The sequence below is a fragment of the Sporomusa sp. KB1 genome, assembly GCF_007830295.1.
Lineage (GTDB): Bacteria > Bacillota > Negativicutes > Sporomusales > Sporomusaceae > Sporomusa.
Genome location: NZ_VLKC01000002.1, coordinates 3,714,800 through 3,738,253, shown reverse-complemented (window position 1 = coordinate 3,738,253; position 23,454 = coordinate 3,714,800). Strand labels below are relative to the sequence as shown.

Here is a 23,454-nt window from a genome sequence, read left to right as displayed (position 1 = left end):
GTAAGCTAGCGGGTAATTTATTAGTAAGGAGAGTGCTATCTTAATTTTGGACACAGGCTCGATTGGCACCGAAATTATAATTATCATCATTCTGATTTTTGCAAATGGAATATTTGCCATGACAGAAATGGCGATTGTGTCTTCCCGTAAAAGTCGTTTGGAGAATATGGCAGCTACTGGCAATAAAGGCGCGCAGGCTGCACTAAAGATGGCAGAAGAGCCTACAGCGCTGTTGTCTGCCGTACAAGTTGGCATTACTCTTATTGGAATTCTTACTGGTGCTTTTGGTGGTGCCAAAATAGCTAACTATCTTGCTTCTTTTTTGAATGCCATCCCTTTTTTGCAGGGGTATAGTAATGCTATTAGTCTTGCTATTGTCGTAAGTATCATTACCTATCTGTCGCTGATAGCCGGCGAACTTGTGCCAAAAAAGCTGGCACTTAATAACCCGGAACCCATTGCAGCCGCTATCGCCAGACCAATGTCCGCCTTTGTGCGTATCAACCGGCCATTAGTTCATTTATTGAGTCTTTCTACTTCTCTGGCAATGAAACTTCTGGGCACTAAGCCGCCGGCGGAACCACCGGTAACGGAAGAAGAAGTACGAGTACTGATTGGTCAGGGAGCCCAACACGGTGTGTTTGAAAAAGCCGAGCGGGAGATGCTGGAAAAAATTTTTATCCTGGGAGATATGCGAGTAGGGGCACTTATGACACCACGAACTCAAATCAAGTGGCTGGACCTAGAAGATAATGACCAGTGCAATTTACGGATTATTCGCAGTACCAACCATCTGTTTTTTCCTGTAGCCCGCGGCAGTTTAGATGAGATAGTGGGTGTTATTTATTCCAATGAAGTCTTAGCTCACTATATTCCCGGCCGCCCCTTGGCACTCGAAGATGCCTCTCGCCAACCTCTTTTTATTCCGAAAAATACACCGGCTTTAAAGGTTCTGGAAAACTTTAAAGATACCGGAGTCTATGTCGCATTGGTAGTTGATGAATATGGTGGCATGTCAGGCATGATTAGCCTTTATGATATTGCTGAGCACATTGTTGGCGATATGCCATATCTCGGCGAAGATGAGGAACCTGATATCATCCCCCGCAGCGATGGCTCATGGCTGGTGGATGGTATGTTGTCAGCGGAAGAACTCAAGGAACTGCTGGATGTTGATCATTTCCCAGGTGAAGAAAGAGGCTATTTCCAGACGCTCGGGGGCTTTATTGTTTCTTATCTTGGTCATATTCCCAGTACCCCCGAGAAATTTGAATGGAATGGCTATATTTTTGAGATTGTCGATATGGACAAAGCGCGGGTTGACAAAGTACTCATTACCCGCAATTTACCGCCAATAGATGGTGACCATTCCTTGGAGTGAGTGAACTCATTTACCAAAACCCCGCTAAAAAAATGGCGGGGTTTTGGTGTTTTTTAAACGCTTACAGCTAGCAATCATTGTCGCTCATGCTAATTCATCATCTGGGAAAACTATATGTAGCCCAGTATAAAACTTAGCATGTGAGGTGAATAATTTGGCAAATAAAAAACCAACGCCTGGCAATGGCAGTCCACGCACAAGCCCCACCCAGTCAAACCATCAGGTAAGCAATGACACTCTCTCTGCCAATGACCTCCAGTCTTCTGCCCATTCTTCCAAAGAACGTACCAAAGCTGGTGGCTGACCGCCCCGCAGATAAGCTGGCAGCTTATCCACAAACTAAAATTTTAAGGAGGGATTGCTTTGACTACAAAAGATACAAAAAATAATAAACTTGCAACTACTAATACAAACGCTAAGAACGCGGACACGACTGACCAGAAGAAGCATATGCCCTGCAAAAACTCGCTCCCAACATGATAAATCGAAAAATAACGAAGATGGCTTACTTGCCATCTTCGTTATTTTGTAAATATGTCCAGCCCTCTCTTTGTTCAACAAGCCGGTCTTTGAGCAACCGCCCCATAGCGCGTTTAAAAGCTGCTTTACTAATCTTAAACTTTTCCTTGATGATTTCTGGCGGCGATGCATCACTGTACGGCATCTGGCCGCCTCTGGTGCGAAGTACTTCCAGTATTTTGGCAGCATCAACATCCATTGCATTTTCTTTGATCGGGCGCATCGATACATTAAGCCGGCCGTCTTCCCGCAAATAGGTAACCCGGACAGTAAGTTCGGCCCCAACACGCGGGCGTTCAAGCATTTCATCATTGTGCAAAAAAGCAATAAAGCGCTCTTTGGTAAATAGGAAGGCCCCTTGATCATTATAGTTATAGACCGAGCCGGTGACAGTATCGCCGACTTTGATGAACTCAGCCGGACGGGAAGCCTGTCTGAGTTCATCCTCAACTTCCATAGTAACTGCAGGACGGTCAGACTTATCACGATACAGCTTGACCCACACCTTTTCGCCAACCTTCGGCAAGCCTCGCCGGCCAGCATGAGGCATGAATACCCCTCGTTCAGCACCAATATTAACAAAAATACCATCCCGTGTTGTATTAATAACCTCTACTCTCGCTACCTGCCCTTCTTGCATCTGTGGCAGACGCATACTGGCAGTCAACCTGCCCTTAGGATCTTTATAAAGATATACCTTAACCGCTTGTCCAACGGCAATTTCCTCCGTTTGCTGGGCCTTATGCAATAAGATATCGTCACTGGTATTGCCTGTACCAACATCTAAAAAAACTCCCAACTCACTTTTCCGGACAGCGATTAACTCTACTACATCACCTGGTCTGTACTTATGTTTAAAATTATCCATATTGCACCTATCCTTGATAAGACACTTGTTTAGCATCACCCCATAACCGCTCAAGGTTATAGAATTGGCGATCCTCTTCCACAAAAATGTGGGCCACAAAGTTTCCATAATCCAAAAGAACCCACCGTGCTTCCCGGTAGCCTTCTCTATGCAGCAGCTTAACACCTTGCTCTGCGAGCTTTTCTTCCATATTATCGGCTATTGCCTGAACCTGAGTAGTCGAATTAGCACTGCAGATAATAAAGTAGTCAGTCACCGGTGAAATACCCGCCAAATCCATAATAATGATATCATGTGCCTTTTTGTCACTGGCGGCTTGGGCCGTTAGCTCAGCTAACTTGCTGTCATTATCAATCATCAATTAACAAATACCTCCTGCAAACTCTTCCTATAGCTTTTTCTTTCCAAAATTATTTTATTCGGGACAATATACAACGCGTTAAAGATTTTTACAGGCGGGTGGTGTGTTGGCAAAAGCGGAAGTCAAACGCTAGTGGTGGACTGTCATACACCATCAGCCTGTGCCTGTAATTTCTTTATTGCCGAATATATCGGCAAACAAGTTTCCTGCAAAGAAGAGAGATGGGGTTAATCCCCACCTGAAGCTAAGTCTCATTTTATATTGGCAGAAACATTCTTTCCCTTGGGCGCTCCTGTTGCTTTAGAATCAGACAAAAACATGATTTGGACTAGCTGTTGCGTTTGTTCCTTATTAGGAATCCAATAGCTTAATTCGTCAATTGTCGCAAAATCTCCTGGCAGCATCTCAGCTACCAGATTATTTGAATTAAAGCTCTTGAGGCTATTGCCAACTTTAACCATGGTCATTGCCGACATATCGGTTTCAATATACTGATTCAGCGTATTAACCAGCGCAGGAACCTTAAAAATAGTGCTTACTTGCATCGTCTCTTTGGCCAACGCTTTTAGAAAACGCTGCTGGCGCTGCACACGACCAATGTCGCCAAGCTCATCACTGCGAAACCGTACATATTGGCCAGCCTTTTCCCCATCCAAATGCTGATAGCCTTTATTAATAGCAATATCAAGTTCTGCATAAGGGTCCTGATAATGCATATCATGTTCAACGTAAAGATCTACACCACCCAGGGTATCAATTGTTTTGATAAATGCTTGCCAGTCAAGGACTACATAATAGTTAATCGGTATTTGTAAAAACTGCTCTACTGTACTTTTAGCAAGTTGTACCCCACCATAGGCATACGCATGATTTATTTTATCATAGCCTTTACGCCCTGGAATGACAACCATGGTATCGCGCGGCAAAGACAGCAAATTAATTGTGCCATCCTCCGGACTTATGCTTGCAACCATCATAGTATCAGAGCGTCTGGCGTCATTACCAGGGTAATCCCGGTCTTTGTCATCAACCCCCAGTAATAGAATGTTGACCTTGTTTGTCAGTGTCTCAGGGGGACGCTCTTTCGACTTGACTACCTGCACAGCAGGCGGGACACGGACCATATTGAGATAAGCATACACGGTAGCTCCTGTTACTGCCACTACCGCAATGAACAGGATTACCAGCATAATGAAAATTCTGTCCCAACGAATAATTCTTCGCCGCCGTTGTCCGGCTTTATCTTGTACCTTTTTCATGGCATCATCTCCTCTCCCCAAAGATAATACCCCACACTAAAATTATTTGTTTTGCTGTTGTAATAAATAATTACGTCCTTCAATAGTAGCCGGATGGATAAGCAAACCCAGCTCAATAACATAGTGCAGGGATTGATCAAAAGCGGCAAGCATCGCCGCATCCAAATCAGTAAAAGCTAAGCTGCGCAGCCTGTCTATACCGGGAAACTCCCGGCCTGGCTCAATACAGTCAGCCAGATAAACAATCTTATCAAGTGTTGCCATATCACGCCCGCCAGTGGTATGAAGCGCGATAGCCTGCAAAATTTGCGGATCATCAACGCCATATTCTTTTCTGGCCAGATGAGCACCCAGTGGCGCATGCAAAAGTACGGGTTGGCAATGTTCGACATCATTCACCACTATAGCAAAGGCTTCGGCCATTTGCAATAGGTTATTGCTGGATAACCCCCGGGCACAATCATGAAGCAAGCCAGTCAACTTAGCCTTCTCTGCATCTTCGCCGAATTGAACGGCAAGCTCTGCCGCGCTCTGGCTAACACCTAAAGAATGCTGGAGCCGTTTAGCTGACAAAACCTGTGACAGCTTGTCTAGCACTTGATTATAATCCATAATTTACATCTCCTGTCTTCCAGTACTAAAATTCGGCAGTTTCCTGCAAATATCCTCTTTTACAGAAATAAAAAACCTCCTATGACAGGAGGTAAATTTCATACATAGTCGATTGACAAACTAATATATCTTAAAAAATTAACCTTGCCGCGGTTTAGCTTCATTAACAACAATCTGCCGGCCATCAACTTGCGCACCATTCATGGCCTCAATCATTTTATCCGCGTCAGCATCTTCTACTTCTACAAACCCAAATCCACGGGACCGTCCTGTTTCTTTGTCTGTAATAATTCTGCTTGAAATTACAGCACCATGGGGACGAAAAGCGTCGGCAAGAGTAGTGTCTGTAGCACTCCAGGCTAAATTACCAACATACAGCGTTTTTGCCAAAGGAAATCACCTCCGTTACTCAAGCTACTTAAACCAGAATAAGTTTACGTTAACATTATCTGCAAAAAACCAGGATTTATGCTTGACTGGTACTGCCTTTATCTGCCACATTACCGGGCTTAACGATACAATCCTTCTTTGTAAATATAGTCTTCCACACTTTCTGGTACAATGTACTTTATGGAGCGCCCCTTCCTTACCCGTTCACGAATATCTGTTGAGGATATTTCTAACTCCGGCGTCGCCAAGCGCTGAATACTCCGACGGCCTTTGGCACCAAACTGTTTTATTACCTGGTCAATATAGCTGATACAGCCTGGGCGGGCTGCTGCTACAAAATAACACAAATCCAGAAGTTGATCAATCTCCTGCCAACTGGGCAAATCCTTCACAGCATCAGCACCAGTAATAAAATAAAACTCCGTACTGGCTCCATAACATTCGATTAAATCCTTAACCGTATCAATTGTATAGGATAAGCCAGAACGTTCAAGCTCAATACCGGATACAAAAAAATGACGGTTAGAATAGGTAGCCATAATGGTCATGATATAACGATGAATGGCTGGCGTAACCAGCGAGTCCTGCTTATGGGGTGGATTGCTGGCAGGAATAAATAAAACTTTTTCAAGATTATACTCAATACGGACAGCTTCAGCTGTTACCAAATGCCCGACATGAATAGGATCAAATGTTCCGCCCATAATGCCTATCTTAGCTTTTGCATGTAACATACTATCTGCCTTTCAAATATCCAAAAAATTCTAATCATTTTCATTATATCAAATAATCGTCAATGTGAAAAGAGTTACATGTTGCGCCACCACTTTATCTTTGCGGCGGCTTAAGACTCCCGCCGCTGCAGGCGGCGTTTGTTCAGGTGGGGCAGACTCCTCACCTGAACCCGCCGCTGTTTCAGCTATGCTGAAACAAGTTCACTGCCCCGATTAGTATTGCGGCAACTCCCATAATTATAACTGCTGCCCATAGGTAATCAACAGCATCATGCCGCCCTTTTGGTGTACGCAAATAATTGCAAACAGCATAATAGTAACCCTTCATCTGTTTTTGCTTACTCATTTTACTTTCGTATTTGCCCATTACCATTAATAACGTATTTGATACTGGTAAGTTCAGGCAAACCCATCGGACCACGGGCATGAAGCTTTTGCGTACTGATGCCAATCTCAGCACCAAACCCAAACTCAAAGCCATCCGTAAAGCGGGTTGATGCATTAACATAGACAGCAGCAGCATCCACTTCCTGTTGGAAACGCCTGGCATGTTCATAGTCGCAGGTAACAATGGCCTCTGAATGACGGGTACTATAGGCAGTAATATGTTCAATAGCCGCCTCTAAACTGCTTACCACACGTACTGCCAGAATGAGATCAAGAAACTCTGCCGCCCAATCTTCAGCTATAGCCGGTTTAACAGCCGAGTGATATTTCATGGTTTGTTCACAACCTCTAATTTCAACGCCAGCTTGGTGGTAACGCTCAAGCATTGCCGGTAAAAACTGTGCTGCCACGGCCTCGTGAACCAGTAACGTTTCCATAGCATTACATACCCCTGGCCGCGAAACCTTAGCATTAAAAGCAATTTCCTGGGCCATCGCCAGATCAGCAGTCGCATCGACAAAGGTATGGCAAACGCCGGTTCCTGTTGCAATGACCGGCACCGTACTGTTTTCTACAACCGTTTTAATCAGTCCCGCCCCTCCCCGGGGAATGATAACGTCCAAATACTGATTGAGCTTCAACATAGCCGAGACTACTTGCCTGTCGATAGTCTCAACAAGAGCAATAGCTCCAGCAGGCACACCAGCAGCATAAGCTGCCCCGGCAATAATTTCAGCAATGGCCTTATTAGAGTCAATAGCCTCCGAACCGCCACGTAAAATAACGGCATTACCTGCCTTTAAACACAAGCCAGCAGCATCCACTGTAACGTTAGGACGAGCTTCATAGATAATGCCAATAACGCCCAGTGGCACACGAATTTTAGTAATAGCAAGTCCGTTAGGCCGCAACCAGCCGCCGATCGCCTCACCAACCGGATCTGGCAGAGCTGCAATCTGCCGCAGGCCTTCGGCCATGGCTAGTATTCTGGTTTCATTTAATAGCAGCCGGTCAATAAGCGGCTCGGGCATACCATTTACTTGCGCTCTGTTAATGTCTTTGGCATTAGCAGCAACAATAACGCCTTGTTCTTTTTCTAAAGCAGCGGCCATGGCTAGTAGAGCCTCATTCTTCAGCGCTGTTGACATTGTCGCCAGTTTGCGTGCTGCTTGTTTTGCGTCCTTGCCCTTTTCTGTTAATTCACTTATGTAGTCCATGCGTTAGCCCCCCTCTTATACTAATAATACTAGGTTATCGCGATGTACAACCTCGTCATAAGGCTTAAAACCCAGTATATAATTAATTTCGTGGGTATGAGCACCCTTGATTTTTTTTAAATCATCGGCGTTATAATTGCTAATACCGCGTGCTAATTCGCGGCCAGAGCTACTTACGATACTTATGGTGTTGCCTAACTCAAAATCGCCGTCAACAGCCGTTATCCCTGCTGCTAAGAGGCTAGACCCATCCTTTAGAAGTGCCTGTTCACAGCCTTTATCCACACAGACTTTGCCGCTCACACTCGCGCCAAATGCAAGCCACCGTTTGCGGATTTGCAGACGACTTTCTTTGGAAATAAAGATAGTTCCTACTTTTTTTCCCTGTACAATTTCACGAATTGCCCCTTCGCGCCCACCAGAAGCAATCACCATAGTTACACCCGAGTTAACCGCAATTTTTGCAGCCTGAATCTTAGTATACATGCCGCCTGTACCTCTCGCTGACCCTGGTCCACCAGCCAATTCTTCAACAGCTGGTGTAATATCGGTAATTTGACTCAACAAGGTCGCACTTGGATCTGTCTGGGGATTGGCGGTATAAACACCTTCGATGTCTGAAAGAATGATGAGTAAATCAGCATCAACGATACTGGCAACCATCGCCGAAAGTGTATCATTATCGCCAATTTTAAGTTCGTCAATAGAAACCGCATCGTTCTCATTAATAATGGGAATGACGCCCTGATCTAAGAGCGCCATTAGTGTGTTGCGAGAGTTGGTATAACGCTTGCGATTGACTGAATCGGCACGGGTCAGTAGCACCTGCGCAACAATTTGTCCGTATTCTCCAAACATTTTTTCATAAATATGCAGCAAAATCCCTTGACCGACAGCAGCAGCAGCCTGCTTCTCAGGAATGGTCTTGGGTTTTTCCTTCAGCCCAAGGCGGTCCATCCCCGCACCAACTGCACCTGAACTCACTAAGATTATTTGTTTGCCCTGGTTGGCAAGATCAGATAATTCACGAGCCAGTTTCTCGATGCGTAAAAGATTAAGTTTCCCTGTCGAGTGAGTTAATGTGCTGGTGCCAACCTTAATGACAATGCGCTTAGCATTGTTTAGATTTTCTCTGGTAAGCATACGCAAAGCTCCCCCATAATTATGGTAATTCCAGCTTGGATTTTTCTTCATTTTTCTTATATAACAAACCATTGCGGCCAATCACCTGCACTAATTCTGCACCAGTGGCGTTAGCCAGAGCAGCAATGAGCGTTTTCGGTTCCTCCGGACTGTTTTGCAATACCCGGACTTTGATAATTTCACGGGCAGCCAGTGCTTGACCTGCACTCTCAATAACAGTGCCTATTATGCCGCCTTTGCCGATTTGCACCACAGGATCCAGCGTACTGCCAAGGGCTCGCAAAAAGCGTTTTTGTTTGCCTGTTAATGGCGTTTCGTTTTCTTCTAACATAGTACCTCCTATGGTCTAAACTCAAATTCCATATCGCGAATGCGGACAGTATCGCCTTCTTTAATGCCACGTGCCCGGAGTTCTTCATCAATTCCAATTCGCCGCCAAATGGCCTGGAAACGAAGCACACCTTCCTCGTCATCAAAACGAGTCATTGCCACTAGTTTTTCAATCCCGGCGCCTTCGACGACAAATGCACCATCCTCATCTCTTCTGACAGAAAAAGCATCTTCAGGTTTAGCTTCGTATATCTTAGCCTCTTCAATTTCTTCGGGTTCTTCCACATAGTCAGCCAAAAGCTGTGCTGCCCGCTGCATCAAAGCAGTCAAGCCATCACCGGTAGCGGCCGAAATAGGATAAATCTCATGACCGAGTTCAGCCATATAGTTAGCTACTCGCTCATAATTTTCCTGCGCTTCCGGCAAGTCCATTTTGTTAGCGGCAACAATTTGCGGCCGCTTGAACAGCTTTTCGTTATATAACTTGAGCTCATTATTGATCTTGTGAAAGTCATCAATAGTATCACGGCCTTCCAGCCCTGACACATCAAGTACATGAATAAGTACTTTGGTACGCTCAACATGGCGCAGAAAATCATGCCCAAGCCCTACGCCCTCATGTGCACCTTCAATAAGCCCCGGGATGTCTGCCAAGACAAAATTCTGGCCCTCACCAATGCTAACAACCCCCAGCACTGGTGATAATGTCGTGAAATGATAAGCGGCAATATCCGGCTTAGCCGCTGATACCATTGCTAATATGCTCGATTTTCCTACACTTGGATAGCCTACAAGGCCCACATCAGCAAGCAGCTTAAGCTCCAGCATAAGCGAACGTTCTGCTCCTGGTTCACCAAGCTCGGCAAAAGTTGGTGCCCGATGGACACTATTAACAAAACGGGCATTGCCGCGTCCACCCCGACCGCCTTTGGCAACTACTATGGTTTGACCTATTTCTGTAATATCACCAAGTACTTGCCCAGTGGCTTCCTCTTTAATAATAGTACCTGGCGGAACTTTAATCAAGAGATCTTCCGCTCCCCGGCCATGCATGTTGCTGGATTGGCCGTTAGCACCATTATCAGCTTTAAATATCCGCTTGTAACGAAAATCAAGCAACGTATTCAGATTAGAATCCCCAACCAGTACTACATTGGCACCACGGCCGCCATCGCCGCCACTTGGTCCACCGTTAGGAACAAATTTTTCCCGCCGGAAACTGGACATACCATTACCGCCGTTACCGGCCTTAACAGTAATTTTAGCTCTGTCAATAAACATTAAAATCCCCTTGCATTTTTATATGTAATATGCGCTTTCCCGCTCATTTTTACCCTAACATTAGCTAAAAAACACTAAGCTACAAGGTCATAGATAGTTATATACACTCGTTTTTGTATGTTGCGAGCACATTTGATATCATCTCAGGATCATGTGCCAAATTCTCAATATATTGCAGCGCCTTTTCGTTACGCCCCAATTGAATCATAGCATGAATAACCTGCAAATGATTTAAAAAATCATGACGCTGAATGCGAAGTACATTCATTACGTCTGTACATGATGCAACTTCAGAACATGGCGTGCTTCTCATACTATCATCCTTCCAACATGTTGCAGAATGGTATATCTTTCGCTCCCATTAGCCTAAATACCTGTCTGATTTCGACATTTTTAGTGAAATTAATTTAAAAAACCTGCGGCTTTATGGGCCGCAGGTTTCTTATCCAGATGGAAAGGTTAACTTTCCCTGAATTGAACGACTAAGGCTTCTGCCGGCGTCCTAAAGGACTTTGCACAAGCCCCTTATCCCCAACAGAAAGATACCTTTCTTTAAAAACAGGATCAAGATCGGCTGTCGCGTTCGCCAAGGCTTGGCACAAGCCGTTTCCTTAGATAGCTTCTTCAGCTGCAGGATATACACTAATTTGCCTGTCATAACGTCCTTTACGCTCGAAAGCGACCTTGCCAGGGACTTTGGCAAATAAGGTATCATCTGAGCCGATGCCGACGTTATTACCGGGATGGAAATGGGTACCACGCTGGCGCACTAAAATGCTGCCTGCAGTAACAACTTCACCGGCATGCCGCTTAACGCCTAGGCGTTGGGCCTCACTATCGCGGCCGTTGCGGGAGCTGCCCACACCTTTTTTATGAGCAAATAACTGTAAGTCAAAAGAATTTAATTTGAAAATTCCCATCTTGCTTTCACCTCCTGTGCTCAGTAATACGAACACTCTTAGGATATAGTTTGGCTATTTCGTTTAGCCCCAGCAGCATTGTTTCAAGAATTGCACCTGTAAGACTGTCAGGTTGACCTATAAGTCTCATCGTTATACCGTCACCATTTTGCCCAAAGTCAATATCCCGCCCCAAATGACGTTCAATTCCCATAATGGCTGACTGAGCAAGCGCAGATATACCGGCACAGACAATGTCCTGTCCATGTGGTGCCGTCTTGGCATGACCGCTAATGGCAAAACCAGTAATTGCCTTGTTTTTATCACGAACCAATGTAACCGTAATCATTTTCTGTCCTTAGGCATGAATCTTTTCAATACGGACTTTAGTGAACGGCTGACGATGACCCTGGCGACGACGGTAATTGGCTTTGGCTTTGTATTTGAAAACCAAAATCTTTTTACCTTTACCATGGGCTACTACTTCAGCAGTAACTTTTGCATTAGCTACCAGCGGTTTGCCAATAACTACTTCACCGTCTTTTACAACAGTCAAAACGCGGTCAAAGTCAACAGTTTGACCTTCCGTTACTTCAATTTTCTCAATTGTGAGCACATCACCTTCAGTAACGCGATACTGTTTACCACCTGTTTCAATAATAGCGTACATTATAACTTGCACCTCCCCCATATAAGGACTCGCCAGATTCGGTACACTGAAACGGTTTATAAAAATGCAATCTATGACTGTATTTTCAAGTGCTCCAAGTGTTTAAAAGAACCTCTCCGCGCGGTTAGAATAGGCAAACGCCTACTTCATGAAATTTTACCATACTGATCATAGTTTGTCAATCAGGTTTCCACAGCAGGGAAAATCTCTCCGGACTACTATTGGCAGCTGATTCTACTACAATTGTTCTGGCGGTTTCCCGTTCTAGACGTTTGAGTTCTTCCTGCCTGCTTAGATAATCAGCTACCTGGGGATGAACTTGTAATAGCAGCCGTCCTCCTGAGCGAGAGCGTTTATTTAGTTTTCTCAACTCCCGTTTAATGTCTATTACCACGGTTTCCGGTGATTTAATACGACCCTTTCCCCTACAGTGCGGGCAGGGGCTGTAGAGCATACTTGTAAGGTTCTGCCTGGCCTTTTTCCGTGTCATTTCTACTAACCCCAGGCTAGTAATACCTAATACATTTGATTTAGTACGATCCTTTTTCAGCTCTAGTTCTAGTCCGGAAAGTACCGCTGAGCGTTGCTGCGCTTTATCCATATCAATAAAATCAATGATAATGATACCGCCAATATCCCTTAACCTAAGCTGTCTGGCGATTTCGGCAATGGCCTCCAAATTAGTCTGAAATACAGTCTCTGACAGATTGGTATTACCAACAAACTTACCGGTATTAACATCAATAACTGTCATGGCTTCTGTATAATCAATGACAATATAGCCGCCACATTTTAGTTCAACCCGCCGTTCGCGCAGACTTTCCAGGCTATCCTCAAGATTGAACCAGCTGAATATATCGCTGTCCTTAGCGGTTGGCTCATAGAGTGTTACCGAGTCAATTAACTCTGGTGATATATATTGCAATAAATCAACAACCCTGTTATAGGCTTCCTGGTTATCAATAACAAATTCATTCACATCACTGGTAAGATAGTCACGCACAATCCGTACTACAAGATCAGCATCCTTATAAATGAGCGCAGGCGCATTGCTCCGTTTGGCCCTGGCACTCAAAGTTGACCACATGCTGGCTAGATAGGCCATATCTTTCATGAGGTCATCCTGACTTTTATCCTGGGCTACTGTCCTAACAATAACCCCCATACCTTCTGGCCGGATTTTCTCTGCAATCTGACGCAAACGTTCTCGCTCTGGTTCAGCTTCAATACGGCGCGAAATACCGATATAATCGACGGTTGGCATGAGTACAATATACCTTCCCGGCAGTGTCAGGCTAATGGTGGCTCTTGGTCCCTTGTCACCCATAGGATCTTTGGCAATCTGCACCAATACATCCTGGCCAATCGTCAAATGCTGACTGGCAGCCTGCCGGCCGGCATCTCCCATATATAAAAAAGCGTTTTTGTCTTGCCCAATATCAACAAAAGCAGCTTGCATACCGGGAAGAACATTTTTAACCCGGCCTTTATAAATGTTTCCAACTAAATGCCCGCTCTCGCTGCGTTCCACCGAGATTTCCATGAGTTCATCGTCTTCCAAGAGCGCAACTCGAGTCTCTTCCGGCATAACGTTGGCAATTATCCTTTTATTCATAGATCGTTCCTTCTGTTATTAATCTGTCGTTCTCTACAATTCAATCGGTGATCTCCATACTTTGCCGTTAGTTATGAACAGCCCAATACGATTAATTAACGCCGCGTCTTTATCAACAGGCAAACCATAGTTATCTGTTAGCACAGTAAGCACCTCAACAGGCTTAACACTGCCACCGGGCGTAATTTTTATCGCAAGGTTTAGTATCAGGTTTGGCTGCTTAGCAGGAAGTGGCTTAACAACTACCGGCTCGGTCAGATACTCTTTGATATCGATTTCCCGACGACCTTTAGGGGATTGTTTGACATAAATCACTTCAACTTCACGATTAAAATTATCTATGCTGGTCTCCACGGCATCCCAAACCTTACCCGGAGTTAGTGAACCGATAATTTCATAGGCGGCCAGGTTAACAACCGCCATCAGGGCTTTGCTATGCTGCTCTACATATTTTGCCGCTTTAAGTTCAATCCCAGCAGGTAACTGTGGTTTAAGCCTGGCTTCCAGCAAAGCAATATCTATTGCTTCTGTCAGTTCAAGATCAAGATATTCAGCCTCACTGGTTACCCCTACTGCCAAAGCCGAAGCAAAGGCTAACTTCATATGAGGATTAAAACCTTCAGAATAGGCTGCCGGCAGTTTGGCACGACGCACCGCCCGCTCAATTGTGCCGGCAAAATCCAGATGAGAAACAAAACGAATTGGATTTCCTTTGGTTATCTTAAGCCGTAATTTTGCCATTATTCCTCCTGCCCCCAATCAACAACGTTAGCATCAAGAGCCTGGCAAACGCCACAGGCACCACAGTGTTTATGGCGACAGTCAGCAGTAAGGGACTCTTGCTGGGCAGCGAGCCATTCTTTCGCCAAAAAAGACTTGTCCACCCCTGAGGATAAATGCTCCCATGGCAAAAATTCACCAATCTCCCGGTCACGCCTGGCATAAAAATCGGGGTCAATGCCTACAGCGGCAAAAGCCTCCATCCAAATAGTATACTTAAAATGTTCAGACCAGCCATCAAATTTCGCCCCCTGCTGCCACGCCTGAAGTAACACCTTCCCAAGACGCCTGTCACCACGGGCAAATACACCTTCAAGATAGCTTGTCCGCGCATCGTGCCAGCTAAGTGAAATGCTGCGATCTTTAATCAGCGATCGTAACAACTTTTGTTTGCGTTCAATTTCCGCTACCGAGTTTTGTCCAAACCACTGAAAAGCAGTATGCGGCTTGGGAACAAAGGAAGACACGCTGACAGTCACCCTGGCACCTCTGCGGCCTTTTATCTGTTTATATAAATCTGCCACTCGCTGAGCCAGTCTGGCAATTCCTGCGATATCTTCATCAGTCTCGGTTGGCAACCCGATCATAAAGTAAAGTTTAATGGTTGACCAGCCAGCTGAAAAAGCAGCACTTACTGCCTCAGTAAGATTTTCCTCAGTAACGCCTTTATTAATTACATCCCGTAGGCGCTGCGTGCCGGCCTCAGGTGCAAAAGTCAAGCCACTCTTTCTCACTTGCTGCACTTGTTTTGCCAAATCAATGGAAAAGCTGTCAACTCTGAGTGAAGGCAATGACACACTTACCCCCTGCTGTTTAAAGCAGGTAATTAACTCTGTGATTAAAGGGCTGAGACAAGAATAGTCCGCTGAACTTAATGATACCAAAGACACTTCGTTATAACCGGTATTTTCCACAAGTTCCTGGACATGGTTAATCAGAGTCTCCATTTTTCGTTCCCGTACAGGACGATAAAGCAGCCCGGCCTGACAGAACCGGCACCCCCGTGTACAGCCACGAAATAGTTCCAGCATAATACGATCATGCACAATTTCAATAAATGGCACAATGGGCTTAGTAGCAAATGTCACTTGATCCAGATCTTTTACTAACCGTTTGACAATAACAGGTTTAGCTGCCGGCACCAGTGGCCGTAAAGCACTGACCTGTCCGGCAGCATTATATTCTGCGTCATAAAAACTTGGGACATATATGCCGTCAAGTACTGCAAGCTGCTGTAACAGGCCGTTTTTGCCACCTGGTTTGCCTGCCTGTTTCCACGCCGCAATTGCAGCAGCAACCTCGCCAATTGCCTCCTCACCTTCGCCGAGGATAAAGAAGTCAACAAAATCCGCCATTGGTTCTGCATTAAAGGCACAAGGCCCACCGCATACGACCAGAGGCTGATTCTCATCCCGCTTGGCTGCCTCTACTGGAATACCGGCTAGGTCAAGCATAGTAAGCACATTACTGTAGCTCAACTCATACTGTAACGTAAAACCAATAATATCACATTCAGCAACAGGCCGTTTGGTTTCCAGGGTATATAATTTAATATTTGCGGCTCTCATCTCCGCTTCCATGTCTACCCAGGGAGCATAAACACGCTCAGCAAAGGTATCTTGACGGTTATTTAATATCTGATACAATATTTTAAGCCCCAGGTTGGACATGCCAACCTCATAAACATCAGGCATAGCCAAAACAAAACTGACTAAATCTGCTTTAGGGTCTTTGCTTACACTGTTCCACTCATAGCCAGTGTAGCGTGCTGGCTTTATCACTTTGCTTAAAATAGCAGGGCCGACAGGATCTATAGGCTGCATATGTACCTCCATATATATAGCTATAAAAATTATTATGTATTTTTTGGGTGGAAATATCAAGACTTATTTTTTCCAGGTAGTACTGATTTGAATCCTATTGCCCCAAAAATGGTTAAATAAATTCATTAATTCTAGACTTTATCCCCTTTTTAACTAACCCCTCCCACACCTGGGTCTCAGTCAAAGCCCCACATAATTTGAAATTTTGATCAACAATATGTATAATATAGTATTTCTCCGGGCCAAACAAGTGAATAATGTCACCAATCACTGCACTCTCCATCGCGGTAAGGTGACTGGTAGGCATAATCTGGCTGGAAATCAGCCCTGCCTTTTTATTGGCTAAGATACGCATAGCTCGAAACCCGGCTAAATTTTTTTCAGTTCGGACAGTAAGGAGCAAAAAAACTGCTGCGACCAACAGCGTTAAATTTATCGTATTATAGAGCCAGTAACCTACCCCTGTACAGATTACCAGCATACAAATAATACCATGACTAATAGTAACAACAATAGCTGTGGCATCACGATAATCACGCCGGTAACTTAAAATAGCCCGTAAAATTCTCCCGCCGTCCAGTGGCAATGCCGGCAGTAAATTAAAAAGTGCCAGCATGAGATTTACTTCACCAAAAAACTGACATACATCCTGCCAGTTGCCTGCCTCATTTATTCCGATATAGCAGAAAGCCGCCAGACCCAAACTTGCCAGTGGCCCGGCGGCGGCTATCATTAGTTCACTTGTCGCCCCTGCATCAGCAAGACCATCTACCCGCGCCACAGCCCCAAAAGGCAATAGCTCTACCTGTTTAACCTTATAGCCTAAGCCTATAGCCATAAGCAGGTGTGCCAGTTCATGGCATAAAACAGCACTAAATACTACTAGTACTTTGCTCACAAGACCAGCGGCCGCAAATAGGACAATGAGCCCAATAAACCAATTATTCATTACCAGCTCAACGCCTGCTATCTTTCCGGCTCTCATAATTCACATCCCTTACTGGGTAGATTCACCTTTAATTCTAGCTAACGGATCCACGGCTTTGCCATTCTCCCGTAGTTCAAAATAGAACTCAGCCCCAGCAGTTGAGCCAGCTTTGCCAATATGGGCCATCACCTGACCCTGACTCACTAAATCGCCTTCTTTAACCAGGATATCGCTTACATGTCCATATATTGTTTCCACATTTTGTCCGTGGTCAATAATCAGCATTTTACCTAACTGAGCACTATCGGTAACAACTTTTATTCGTCCGTCAGCCGCCGCCTGTACACTTGCTCCTATAGGAGCTGCAATAACAATTCCTTCATGCCAAATCGCCGGTTTTGGCGCCGGATTGGTCTGCCAGCCATATTGTGTTATTATCTGCCCTTGAACTGGCTTAGTCATGTAGCGTAAAGGATCAGCAGAGCGCGAAATTGTCGTCTGAACCTGCTTTAAAACAGGAATACCTGGCAACTTGACCGCATTAGGCCAATGAACCGTAACATACTCGACCACTCTTTCGGTATAGTAAGCAAAATCAGTCTGCGTAGCCAGTATTTGGCGAACGCCTCCAGAGACTTCCTGCCCAATTCTGGTATTTGACACATGAGCACTATACACCAACGCAAAAAGCACCAAAGCCGCCACCGTCCTTTTGAGCCAGGTATAGTCGGTTTCCTCTTCATAGTATGATTGCCAATTACTCTCATTAGTACGGTTACTAAACTGCCCGCCATTTTTCAAACGATTCCATAACTTCGTCATCGTAAGCCCTCCATAATACCAGTCCGGAGTATTCTTACGGAATATATATGACAAAACTACAAAATTATAACTAGTGAAGTGGCACCTTTAGCCGCTGAAGGGAAAGAAAAACGGAGATAGTTGCTTTTAAATAAAAAAGCCCTTTATCTCCGTTTAAAATAAATCAAAATAGTATCTTTTGTCGTCGCATATAGATGTTTAATAATATCCCTATACTGATGAGATTCGTGGTTAATGCACTTACGCCATAGCTCATAAGTGGCAGCGGAATGCCTGTTACCGGCATAATTCCTGCTGTCATGCCAACATTAACCAGTAGGTGAAACGCTATCATTGAGGTAATACCTGCTGCCAGAAGTGTGCCAAAGTTGTCCCGGGCTTCACCCGAAATTTTTATGCCACGGTAAAGCAAAATAAGATAGAGCAACAAAATTAGACTAGCACCAATAAACCCTAACTCTTCTCCAATAACGGCAAAAATGAAATCAGTATGGTTCTCTGGCAGGAAATTCAATTGGCTTTGTGTGCCGTTGAACAGACCTTTACCAAAAAGCATTCCTGAGCCAATGGCAATTTTAGACTGAATAATATGGTAACCCGAACCCAGGGGATCGACGTTAGGATCAATGAACACTGTTAAGCGTTTTTTTTGGTAGTCTTTTAAGAAATGCCAAAAAATCGGCAGAAAAGCTATCCCCACACCGACTATCGCCGCTAAGTGCCGTAAACTTACACCTGCTACAAAAATCATGCCAAATAGTATGGCTAAAAATACTAACGAAGTACCCAGATCGGGTTGTTTTAATACCAAAATAAAGGGTATTCCCACATAAATAAACACCGGAATTATTTCTTTAAAAGAATTAAGTTTGCCAGCACGCTTATCTAGAATTTGTGCCAAAGAAATAATCATAATAATCTTAGAAAACTCTGAAGGCTGTAAGCTAATTGGGCCAAGCTGTATCCAGCGTTGAGCGCCCAGTGCTGAGTGGCCGACAAACATAACCGCAAGCAGCATTACTAAGTTCAAAATATATAAAAATCCCGAAACTCTTTCTAGCGATTTGTAGTCAAAATTGAGCATAACAAAAACAATAAAAATATTCGCTACAGCAAATAAGCCTTGGCGCTGTACAAACCAGTATCGATCCTCACTGGGAGTATTGATATGTGTGGCGCTGCCAATAATAACAAGACTAATAAGAACAAGTAGCGCAGTAACACCAATAAGTATGACATCTAAATTACGCAAAAGGCGCTGGTTAAGCATACCTTACTAACCTTCTCTCTATCAATATCTTGTTTATTATAATAGTATTTTTCGCTCACGTCTAGTATTGATAAAGAAAATACGACTTGCGCCTTGCCTTGGGCGAAAACAAAAGCCGCTGTTGCCCTTATCCTGTGCTTGTAAGATTTGTCCTTTTATTTAGGATAAAGAAAAAGCAGAGCAAGTATTCTTGACTCTGCATAAGTAAACTTGTTTCAGCATCGCTGAAACACCGGCTTGTTCAGGTGGGGAGTCTACCCCACCTGAACAAGCGCCGCCTGCAGAGGCGGAAGTCTTAACTTGCCGAAAAAGATAAATAATTACTCACTCACCTGAAAGGTTGCGTTTCATACGATTAACCGGAATATTAGCCACTAAAGCTACCTGCGTGTTGCTTCTTGTCAGATTTATCTCCATCTCTGTTTCGTTAATATCCATATAGTTAGAGATGACTTTAATCATATCATCTTTAATGGCTTCCATATATTGCGGCGATACATTAACGCGGTCATGCACCAGCACAAACCTGAGTCGTTCTTTGGCGATATTTTTCGATCCTTTTGGTTCTTTGCCAAAAAGCTTCTGAATAAGTTCAAACACCTTGCTTCTCCTCCTAGACTGCTAATTTTAAAATCCTAGCACTTTTTTGAATCTTCCCCACAGACTGTCATTCGTTTCAAACGTCATCAGCGGAACATTCTCTCCCATCAGCCGCCTGACAATATTTCGATAAGCCAAACTAGCTAGAGCCGCGGAATTAACAACTGCCGGCTCGCCGCGATTAGTAGAAATAACAATATATTCATCCTCAGGAATAATTCCTAGCAAATCAACAGCTAAAATTTCAATGATATCATCAATATCCATCATATCGCCCTTTTTAACCATCAGCGGCCGAATACGATTGACAATAAGTCTGGGATTGTGTTTTCCTTCTGATTCCAGCAAGCCAATAATCCGATCCGCATCGCGAACCGCAGATACCTCCGGTGTAGTAACAATAATGGCGCGATCAGCTCCGGCAATAGCATTTTTAAATCCTTGCTCAATTCCAGCCGGGCAATCAATAATTACATAGTCAAATTCCTCTGCCAAATCTTTACATAGCAGTTTCATCTGATCCGGACTAACTGCATTCTTATCTCTGGTCTGCGCTGCAGGTAACAAATACATTGTTTCATAACGCTTGTCCCGAATCAGTGCCTGTTTCAAGCGGCAGTTACCTTCGGTTACATCCACTAAGTCATATACGATCCGGTTCTCAAGACCCATAACTACATCCAGATTTCTTAAACCGATATCGGCGTCAACCAAAACAACCTTTTTGCCTTGGAGGGCAATACCAGTGCCAAGATTAGCGGTTGTCGTCGTTTTGCCAACTCCGCCTTTGCCTGACGTAATGACGATTACTTCTCCCATCTATGTTTACCTCCTATTTATCAATCATGCCGGCTCAATGACAACGGCACCATTAGCAATATGGGCTATCTCCCGACATGTTGGTTCAACCTGATTATCAGGAGCTCTGGCAATCAAGCCAGCAATTCGTAACTGGCCTGCAATCAGCTTATCAGCCGTAATTGTAGCCGTTTGATCGCCGTTAACTCCGGCATGAGCTAAACCACGGCAGGTTCCCTGAACGGTAATATTACCACTGGCAATTACCTCAGCTCCAGGATTCACATCCCCCACAATTATGACAGAACCATTAAATACTACTTTTTGACCGCTGCGCAACATTCTTGAGACAATTAATGTTTTTCCACCTTCAGCCTCCTGGCGATATTCAACAGGACTATCGCCAACATGAATGTCAGTATCCTGAACAAATTCCGGCGGCAACAACTCTGAATTGGGCTGTTCATGCAAGGCTAGTCCATAATCGGCCAATAAGTTAATCAGTTGCCTACGTTCATCGCCTGTTAACGAATTTGTACCAGATACTACTCTGATGCCAGTACTGCCAATAAAAAAATTGGCAGCCGATTCTAACTTCTCCTTTAGTTGTTCCAAAATATCAGTAAAATCAGCCGCTTGGTTTATTACTAGTTCGAGGCCGCCTTTACTTCCTTTAAACAAAACATCCTCCCGCATATCTTCTCCTAAATTTTACCATAAATAATTATCTATATGTCAACTAAAATTCGCCTTACTTGCAAAATTTCCTGCAGGATACACAACCATCTGATTTAAAATTGATGAATTAAGAAAGTCAATCTTTCTATTAGGTCAAAAATAATGGGGTCAGATCTCATTTATTTGAGCCTGACCCCGCTTTTTATTGAAAAGCAGAATATACACCGTGTTAATGCGGAATATATAAAAATGATAGTTATAGCGCCGTATGCGGGCTATATATCTTCGCTGATTCAGAAGGAGGCTGATTAATATTAAAAGCAGCTTCCAGAATCTTTTTAGCAATAGGAGCAGCCGAAGATGTACCATACCCACCCTGTTCAACAATAACAGCTACTGCCACACGCGGATCTTCGTAGGGACCATAAGCGACAAACCAGCCATGATCCTTACCATGCGGGTTCTCTGCAGTGCCGGTCTTACCTGCAATGGAAATTGGAAAGTCCTGAAAGGTACTTGCGGCAGTTCCGCCTTCTTGTGCTACCTCACGCAGCGATTCACGAATAAGGTTTAAAGTCTGCCCCGAAATAGTAACGTTACCTACTTCTTCCGGAGAAAATGTTTTAATAACTTCGCCGTTTGACCCTGTTATCTTGCTGACAAGATTCGGCTTATAACGGTGGCCGCCATTAGCAATTTCACCCATAACCATAGCCATTTGGAGCGGCGTCGCTAACTGAAAGCCCTGCCCAATAGCAGCATCAAAGGTTTCCGATAAATACCAGTCTTCGCCATACACTTTTTCTTTATAGCGACGATTAGCTACTAAGCCTTCTGCTTCCCCAGGCAGATTAATGCCCGTAACCTCTCCCAACCCAAATAGGCGGGCATATTTTTCCAGGTTATCAATACCTAAGCGGTTGCCCATCTCGTAGAAATATACGTTGTCAGACTTAGACAACGCTTCCCGAAAATTAATCCACCCCAGCGCTTCCCCCCCAGCATTACCTTTAGGAATAATCCAGTGAGTACCTGCATCGAGAATTTTTTCCTCTGGCGTAACCTTGCCAAGTTCTAATGCCGCCGCACCAGTAATAATCTTAAAGGTTGATCCTGGTGGATATTCGCCAGAAATAGCCTTATTATCCATAGGATGATAAGGATTTTCATTGAGCAGATTCCACTCCTTAGATGAAATGCCGCCGTTAAATAAATTAGGGTTAAATGCAGGGCGGCTTACCATAGCTAGAATTTCACCTGTCTTGGGATTTAAGACAACAGCAGCAGCTGCTTTTGCCTTGGCAAACTCTGTTTTAGTTTGCAGATAAACAAGTTGTTCATCAATGGCAGTTTCAGCAGCCTTTTGAATCCGATAGTCAATTGTCAATACCAAATTATGACCTGGCACTGGATCTTTTTTACCGATTACTTGTACAGGACGGCCATTAACATCAACCTCAACCTGGTTACCGCCATCAACACCGCGAATTTCCTTATCATATAGCTTTTCCAGTCCGAATTTACCAACAATATCTCCCGACTTATAACCATTCGCTTTACGATTTTCCAGCTCGACATCATTAATCTCACTCACATAACCAAATATATGGGCTCCAAGCTCATTATTAACATAGTTTCGTAGCGGTTGAATTTCAATAACCACCCCTGGTAGTTCAGAGCGGCGTTCTTCGATTTTGGTAACAATATCAGGACCGACATCAGTTTTGACTCTGATAGGTTCAAATGCACCAGTATGCTGTGCTAATTTACCTTTTATTTCCGCTGCATTCATACCGAGGATACCAGCCAGTTTAGCAATTACTTCATCAGAAACAGGGCCGCTTATTGCTAATACAGATACCGTAAAACCTGGACGATTGGACACCAGCATCACGCCGTTCCGGTCATAAAAAACACCACGCGGCGACATGATGGGAATAAGTCGGATGCGGTTGCCGTCGGCCAGACGATCATAGTATTGACCCTGTGCCATTTGCAAATAGCCAAGACGGATTACTAATGTCATAAAAATAAAAACAATGATCAGACTCAAAATATCAAGTCGTCCATTTGATCGTTTAACAAGCAT

At 44.2% G+C, this 23,454-nt stretch carries 27 protein-coding genes; 2 read left to right on the top strand and 25 right to left on the bottom strand.

Annotated elements, in window-relative coordinates; all coding sequences use genetic code 11:
* Window positions 1-46 precede the first annotated feature (46 nt).
* Window positions 47-1,381 (top strand): hemolysin family protein, encoded by a 1,335-nt coding sequence (locus SALPA_RS21030; RefSeq protein ID WP_145098527.1) that lies wholly within the window; start codon window positions 47-49, stop codon window positions 1,379-1,381.
* Between the two features lie 154 nt (window positions 1,382-1,535).
* Window positions 1,536-1,685, top strand: a complete 150-nt coding sequence (locus SALPA_RS29175) for a hypothetical protein (protein WP_186451161.1) — start codon at window positions 1,536-1,538, stop codon at window positions 1,683-1,685.
* 201 nt (window positions 1,686-1,886) lie between these two features.
* Here SALPA_RS29175 and SALPA_RS21025 read toward each other — a convergent pair whose 3' ends face one another.
* The 25 genes from SALPA_RS21025 to mrdA form a co-directional block, all read right to left on the bottom strand.
* A complete protein-coding gene (locus SALPA_RS21025) occupies window positions 1,887-2,768 on the bottom strand; it encodes a S1 RNA-binding domain-containing protein (protein WP_145098524.1) in 882 nt (293 codons plus the stop codon).
* 7 nt (window positions 2,769-2,775) lie between these two features.
* A complete protein-coding gene (gene rsfS, locus SALPA_RS21020) occupies window positions 2,776-3,126 on the bottom strand; it encodes a ribosome silencing factor (protein ID WP_145102159.1) in 351 nt (116 codons plus the stop codon).
* A gap of 254 nt (window positions 3,127-3,380) precedes the next feature.
* Window positions 3,381-4,388, bottom strand: coding sequence for an LCP family protein (locus tag SALPA_RS21015; protein ID WP_145098521.1), 1,008 nt, complete (start codon window positions 4,386-4,388; stop codon window positions 3,381-3,383).
* Between the two features lie 42 nt (window positions 4,389-4,430).
* Complete coding sequence (gene yqeK / locus SALPA_RS21010) at window positions 4,431-5,000, bottom strand: bis(5'-nucleosyl)-tetraphosphatase (symmetrical) YqeK (protein WP_145098518.1); 570 nt, start codon at window positions 4,998-5,000, stop codon at window positions 4,431-4,433.
* Between the two features lie 138 nt (window positions 5,001-5,138).
* Window positions 5,139-5,390: an RNA-binding protein gene (locus SALPA_RS21005; protein WP_021167256.1), complete on the bottom strand. Its 252-nt coding sequence runs from the start codon at window positions 5,388-5,390 to the stop codon at window positions 5,139-5,141.
* Between the two features lie 119 nt (window positions 5,391-5,509).
* Entirely contained in the window at window positions 5,510-6,124 is a 615-nt protein-coding gene (gene nadD / locus SALPA_RS21000; protein ID WP_021167255.1) for a nicotinate-nucleotide adenylyltransferase, read from the bottom strand.
* A gap of 181 nt (window positions 6,125-6,305) precedes the next feature.
* Complete coding sequence (locus SALPA_RS30540) at window positions 6,306-6,470, bottom strand: hypothetical protein (RefSeq protein ID WP_222428077.1); 165 nt, start codon at window positions 6,468-6,470, stop codon at window positions 6,306-6,308.
* A 1-nt stretch (window position 6,471) separates the two neighbouring features.
* A complete protein-coding gene (locus tag SALPA_RS20995) occupies window positions 6,472-7,728 on the bottom strand; it encodes a glutamate-5-semialdehyde dehydrogenase (RefSeq protein WP_145098515.1) in 1,257 nt (418 codons plus the stop codon).
* A gap of 15 nt (window positions 7,729-7,743) precedes the next feature.
* On the bottom strand, window positions 7,744-8,871 hold the full coding sequence (proB, locus tag SALPA_RS20990) for a glutamate 5-kinase (protein WP_145098512.1): 1,128 nt from the start codon (window positions 8,869-8,871) through the stop codon (window positions 7,744-7,746).
* A gap of 19 nt (window positions 8,872-8,890) precedes the next feature.
* Entirely contained in the window at window positions 8,891-9,202 is a 312-nt protein-coding gene (yhbY, locus tag SALPA_RS20985; RefSeq protein WP_145098509.1) for a ribosome assembly RNA-binding protein YhbY, read from the bottom strand.
* An 8-nt stretch (window positions 9,203-9,210) separates the two neighbouring features.
* Entirely contained in the window at window positions 9,211-10,482 is a 1,272-nt protein-coding gene (gene obgE, locus SALPA_RS20980) for a GTPase ObgE (protein ID WP_145098506.1), read from the bottom strand.
* 97 nt (window positions 10,483-10,579) lie between these two features.
* The gene (locus SALPA_RS20975; protein WP_145098503.1) at window positions 10,580-10,795 is read right to left on the bottom strand and encodes a Spo0B domain-containing protein; all 216 of its coding nucleotides are present in this window, start codon (window positions 10,793-10,795) and stop codon (window positions 10,580-10,582) included.
* A gap of 298 nt (window positions 10,796-11,093) precedes the next feature.
* Window positions 11,094-11,402, bottom strand: coding sequence for a 50S ribosomal protein L27 (rpmA, locus tag SALPA_RS20970; protein ID WP_145098500.1), 309 nt, complete (start codon window positions 11,400-11,402; stop codon window positions 11,094-11,096).
* Between the two features lie 7 nt (window positions 11,403-11,409).
* Window positions 11,410-11,730, bottom strand: coding sequence for a ribosomal-processing cysteine protease Prp (locus SALPA_RS20965; protein ID WP_145098497.1), 321 nt, complete (start codon window positions 11,728-11,730; stop codon window positions 11,410-11,412).
* Between the two features lie 9 nt (window positions 11,731-11,739).
* A complete protein-coding gene (gene rplU, locus SALPA_RS20960; protein WP_021167247.1) occupies window positions 11,740-12,051 on the bottom strand; it encodes a 50S ribosomal protein L21 in 312 nt (103 codons plus the stop codon).
* Between the two features lie 178 nt (window positions 12,052-12,229).
* Window positions 12,230-13,666 (bottom strand): Rne/Rng family ribonuclease, encoded by a 1,437-nt coding sequence (locus SALPA_RS20955; RefSeq protein ID WP_145098494.1) that lies wholly within the window; start codon window positions 13,664-13,666, stop codon window positions 12,230-12,232.
* 33 nt (window positions 13,667-13,699) lie between these two features.
* Window positions 13,700-14,407, bottom strand: a complete 708-nt coding sequence (locus SALPA_RS20950; protein WP_145098491.1) for a TIGR03936 family radical SAM-associated protein — start codon at window positions 14,405-14,407, stop codon at window positions 13,700-13,702.
* Window positions 14,407-16,269, bottom strand: a complete 1,863-nt coding sequence (locus SALPA_RS20945; protein ID WP_370516717.1) for a TIGR03960 family B12-binding radical SAM protein — start codon at window positions 16,267-16,269, stop codon at window positions 14,407-14,409. The genes SALPA_RS20950 and SALPA_RS20945 overlap by 1 nt, the downstream gene beginning before the upstream one ends.
* 112 nt (window positions 16,270-16,381) lie before the next feature.
* A complete protein-coding gene (locus SALPA_RS20940) occupies window positions 16,382-17,254 on the bottom strand; it encodes a M50 family metallopeptidase (protein WP_145098489.1) in 873 nt (290 codons plus the stop codon).
* A 12-nt stretch (window positions 17,255-17,266) separates the two neighbouring features.
* Window positions 17,267-18,019 carry a M23 family metallopeptidase gene (locus SALPA_RS20935; RefSeq protein WP_145098486.1) on the bottom strand — a complete coding sequence of 251 codons (753 nt, stop codon included), beginning with the start codon at window positions 18,017-18,019 and terminating at the stop codon, window positions 17,267-17,269.
* A 163-nt stretch (window positions 18,020-18,182) separates the two neighbouring features.
* Window positions 18,183-19,289 (bottom strand): rod shape-determining protein RodA, encoded by a 1,107-nt coding sequence (gene rodA / locus SALPA_RS20930; protein WP_145098483.1) that lies wholly within the window; start codon window positions 19,287-19,289, stop codon window positions 18,183-18,185.
* A gap of 324 nt (window positions 19,290-19,613) precedes the next feature.
* The gene (gene minE, locus SALPA_RS20925) at window positions 19,614-19,889 is read right to left on the bottom strand and encodes a cell division topological specificity factor MinE (protein ID WP_145098481.1); all 276 of its coding nucleotides are present in this window, start codon (window positions 19,887-19,889) and stop codon (window positions 19,614-19,616) included.
* A 27-nt stretch (window positions 19,890-19,916) separates the two neighbouring features.
* Window positions 19,917-20,708: a septum site-determining protein MinD gene (gene minD / locus SALPA_RS20920; protein WP_145098478.1), complete on the bottom strand. Its 792-nt coding sequence runs from the start codon at window positions 20,706-20,708 to the stop codon at window positions 19,917-19,919.
* 24 nt (window positions 20,709-20,732) lie between these two features.
* Window positions 20,733-21,383 carry a septum site-determining protein MinC gene (gene minC / locus SALPA_RS20915; RefSeq protein WP_145098475.1) on the bottom strand — a complete coding sequence of 217 codons (651 nt, stop codon included), beginning with the start codon at window positions 21,381-21,383 and terminating at the stop codon, window positions 20,733-20,735.
* A 238-nt stretch (window positions 21,384-21,621) separates the two neighbouring features.
* Entirely contained in the window at window positions 21,622-23,454 is a 1,833-nt protein-coding gene (gene mrdA / locus SALPA_RS20910) for a penicillin-binding protein 2 (RefSeq protein ID WP_145098472.1), read from the bottom strand.

Excerpts from the sequence above, each read along its gene's own strand:
- SALPA_RS20955 (WP_145098494.1), bottom strand. The coding sequence starts at position 13,666 with ATGAATAAAAGGATAATTGCCAACGTTATGCCGGAAGAGACTCGAGTT.
- SALPA_RS21025 (WP_145098524.1), bottom strand. The coding sequence starts at position 2,768 with ATGGATAATTTTAAACATAAGTACAGACCAGGTGATGTAGTAGAGTTA.
- SALPA_RS20950 (WP_145098491.1), bottom strand. The coding sequence starts at position 14,407 with ATGGCAAAATTACGGCTTAAGATAACCAAAGGAAATCCAATTCGTTTT.
- obgE (WP_145098506.1), bottom strand. The coding sequence starts at position 10,482 with ATGTTTATTGACAGAGCTAAAATTACTGTTAAGGCCGGTAACGGCGGT.
- minD (WP_145098478.1), bottom strand. The coding sequence starts at position 20,708 with ATGGGAGAAGTAATCGTCATTACGTCAGGCAAAGGCGGAGTTGGCAAA.
- mrdA (WP_145098472.1), bottom strand. The coding sequence starts at position 23,454 with ATGCTTGTTAAACGATCAAATGGACGACTTGATATTTTGAGTCTGATC.
- rsfS (WP_145102159.1), bottom strand. The coding sequence starts at position 3,126 with ATGATTGATAATGACAGCAAGTTAGCTGAGCTAACGGCCCAAGCCGCC.
- SALPA_RS20935 (WP_145098486.1), bottom strand. The coding sequence starts at position 18,019 with ATGACGAAGTTATGGAATCGTTTGAAAAATGGCGGGCAGTTTAGTAAC.
- SALPA_RS20965 (WP_145098497.1), bottom strand. The coding sequence starts at position 11,730 with ATGATTACGGTTACATTGGTTCGTGATAAAAACAAGGCAATTACTGGT.
- yqeK (WP_145098518.1), bottom strand. The coding sequence starts at position 5,000 with ATGGATTATAATCAAGTGCTAGACAAGCTGTCACAGGTTTTGTCAGCT.
- yhbY (WP_145098509.1), bottom strand. The coding sequence starts at position 9,202 with ATGTTAGAAGAAAACGAAACGCCATTAACAGGCAAACAAAAACGCTTT.
- SALPA_RS20975 (WP_145098503.1), bottom strand. The coding sequence starts at position 10,795 with ATGAGAAGCACGCCATGTTCTGAAGTTGCATCATGTACAGACGTAATG.
- proB (WP_145098512.1), bottom strand. The coding sequence starts at position 8,871 with ATGCTTACCAGAGAAAATCTAAACAATGCTAAGCGCATTGTCATTAAG.
- rpmA (WP_145098500.1), bottom strand. The coding sequence starts at position 11,402 with ATGGGAATTTTCAAATTAAATTCTTTTGACTTACAGTTATTTGCTCAT.
- SALPA_RS20945 (WP_370516717.1), bottom strand. The coding sequence starts at position 16,269 with ATGCAGCCTATAGATCCTGTCGGCCCTGCTATTTTAAGCAAAGTGATA.
- SALPA_RS21015 (WP_145098521.1), bottom strand. The coding sequence starts at position 4,388 with ATGAAAAAGGTACAAGATAAAGCCGGACAACGGCGGCGAAGAATTATT.
- SALPA_RS30540 (WP_222428077.1), bottom strand. The coding sequence starts at position 6,470 with ATGAGTAAGCAAAAACAGATGAAGGGTTACTATTATGCTGTTTGCAAT.
- SALPA_RS20940 (WP_145098489.1), bottom strand. The coding sequence starts at position 17,254 with ATGAGAGCCGGAAAGATAGCAGGCGTTGAGCTGGTAATGAATAATTGG.
- minC (WP_145098475.1), bottom strand. The coding sequence starts at position 21,383 with ATGCGGGAGGATGTTTTGTTTAAAGGAAGTAAAGGCGGCCTCGAACTA.
- nadD (WP_021167255.1), bottom strand. The coding sequence starts at position 6,124 with ATGTTACATGCAAAAGCTAAGATAGGCATTATGGGCGGAACATTTGAT.
- SALPA_RS20995 (WP_145098515.1), bottom strand. The coding sequence starts at position 7,728 with ATGGACTACATAAGTGAATTAACAGAAAAGGGCAAGGACGCAAAACAA.
- rodA (WP_145098483.1), bottom strand. The coding sequence starts at position 19,289 with ATGCTTAACCAGCGCCTTTTGCGTAATTTAGATGTCATACTTATTGGT.
- rplU (WP_021167247.1), bottom strand. The coding sequence starts at position 12,051 with ATGTACGCTATTATTGAAACAGGTGGTAAACAGTATCGCGTTACTGAA.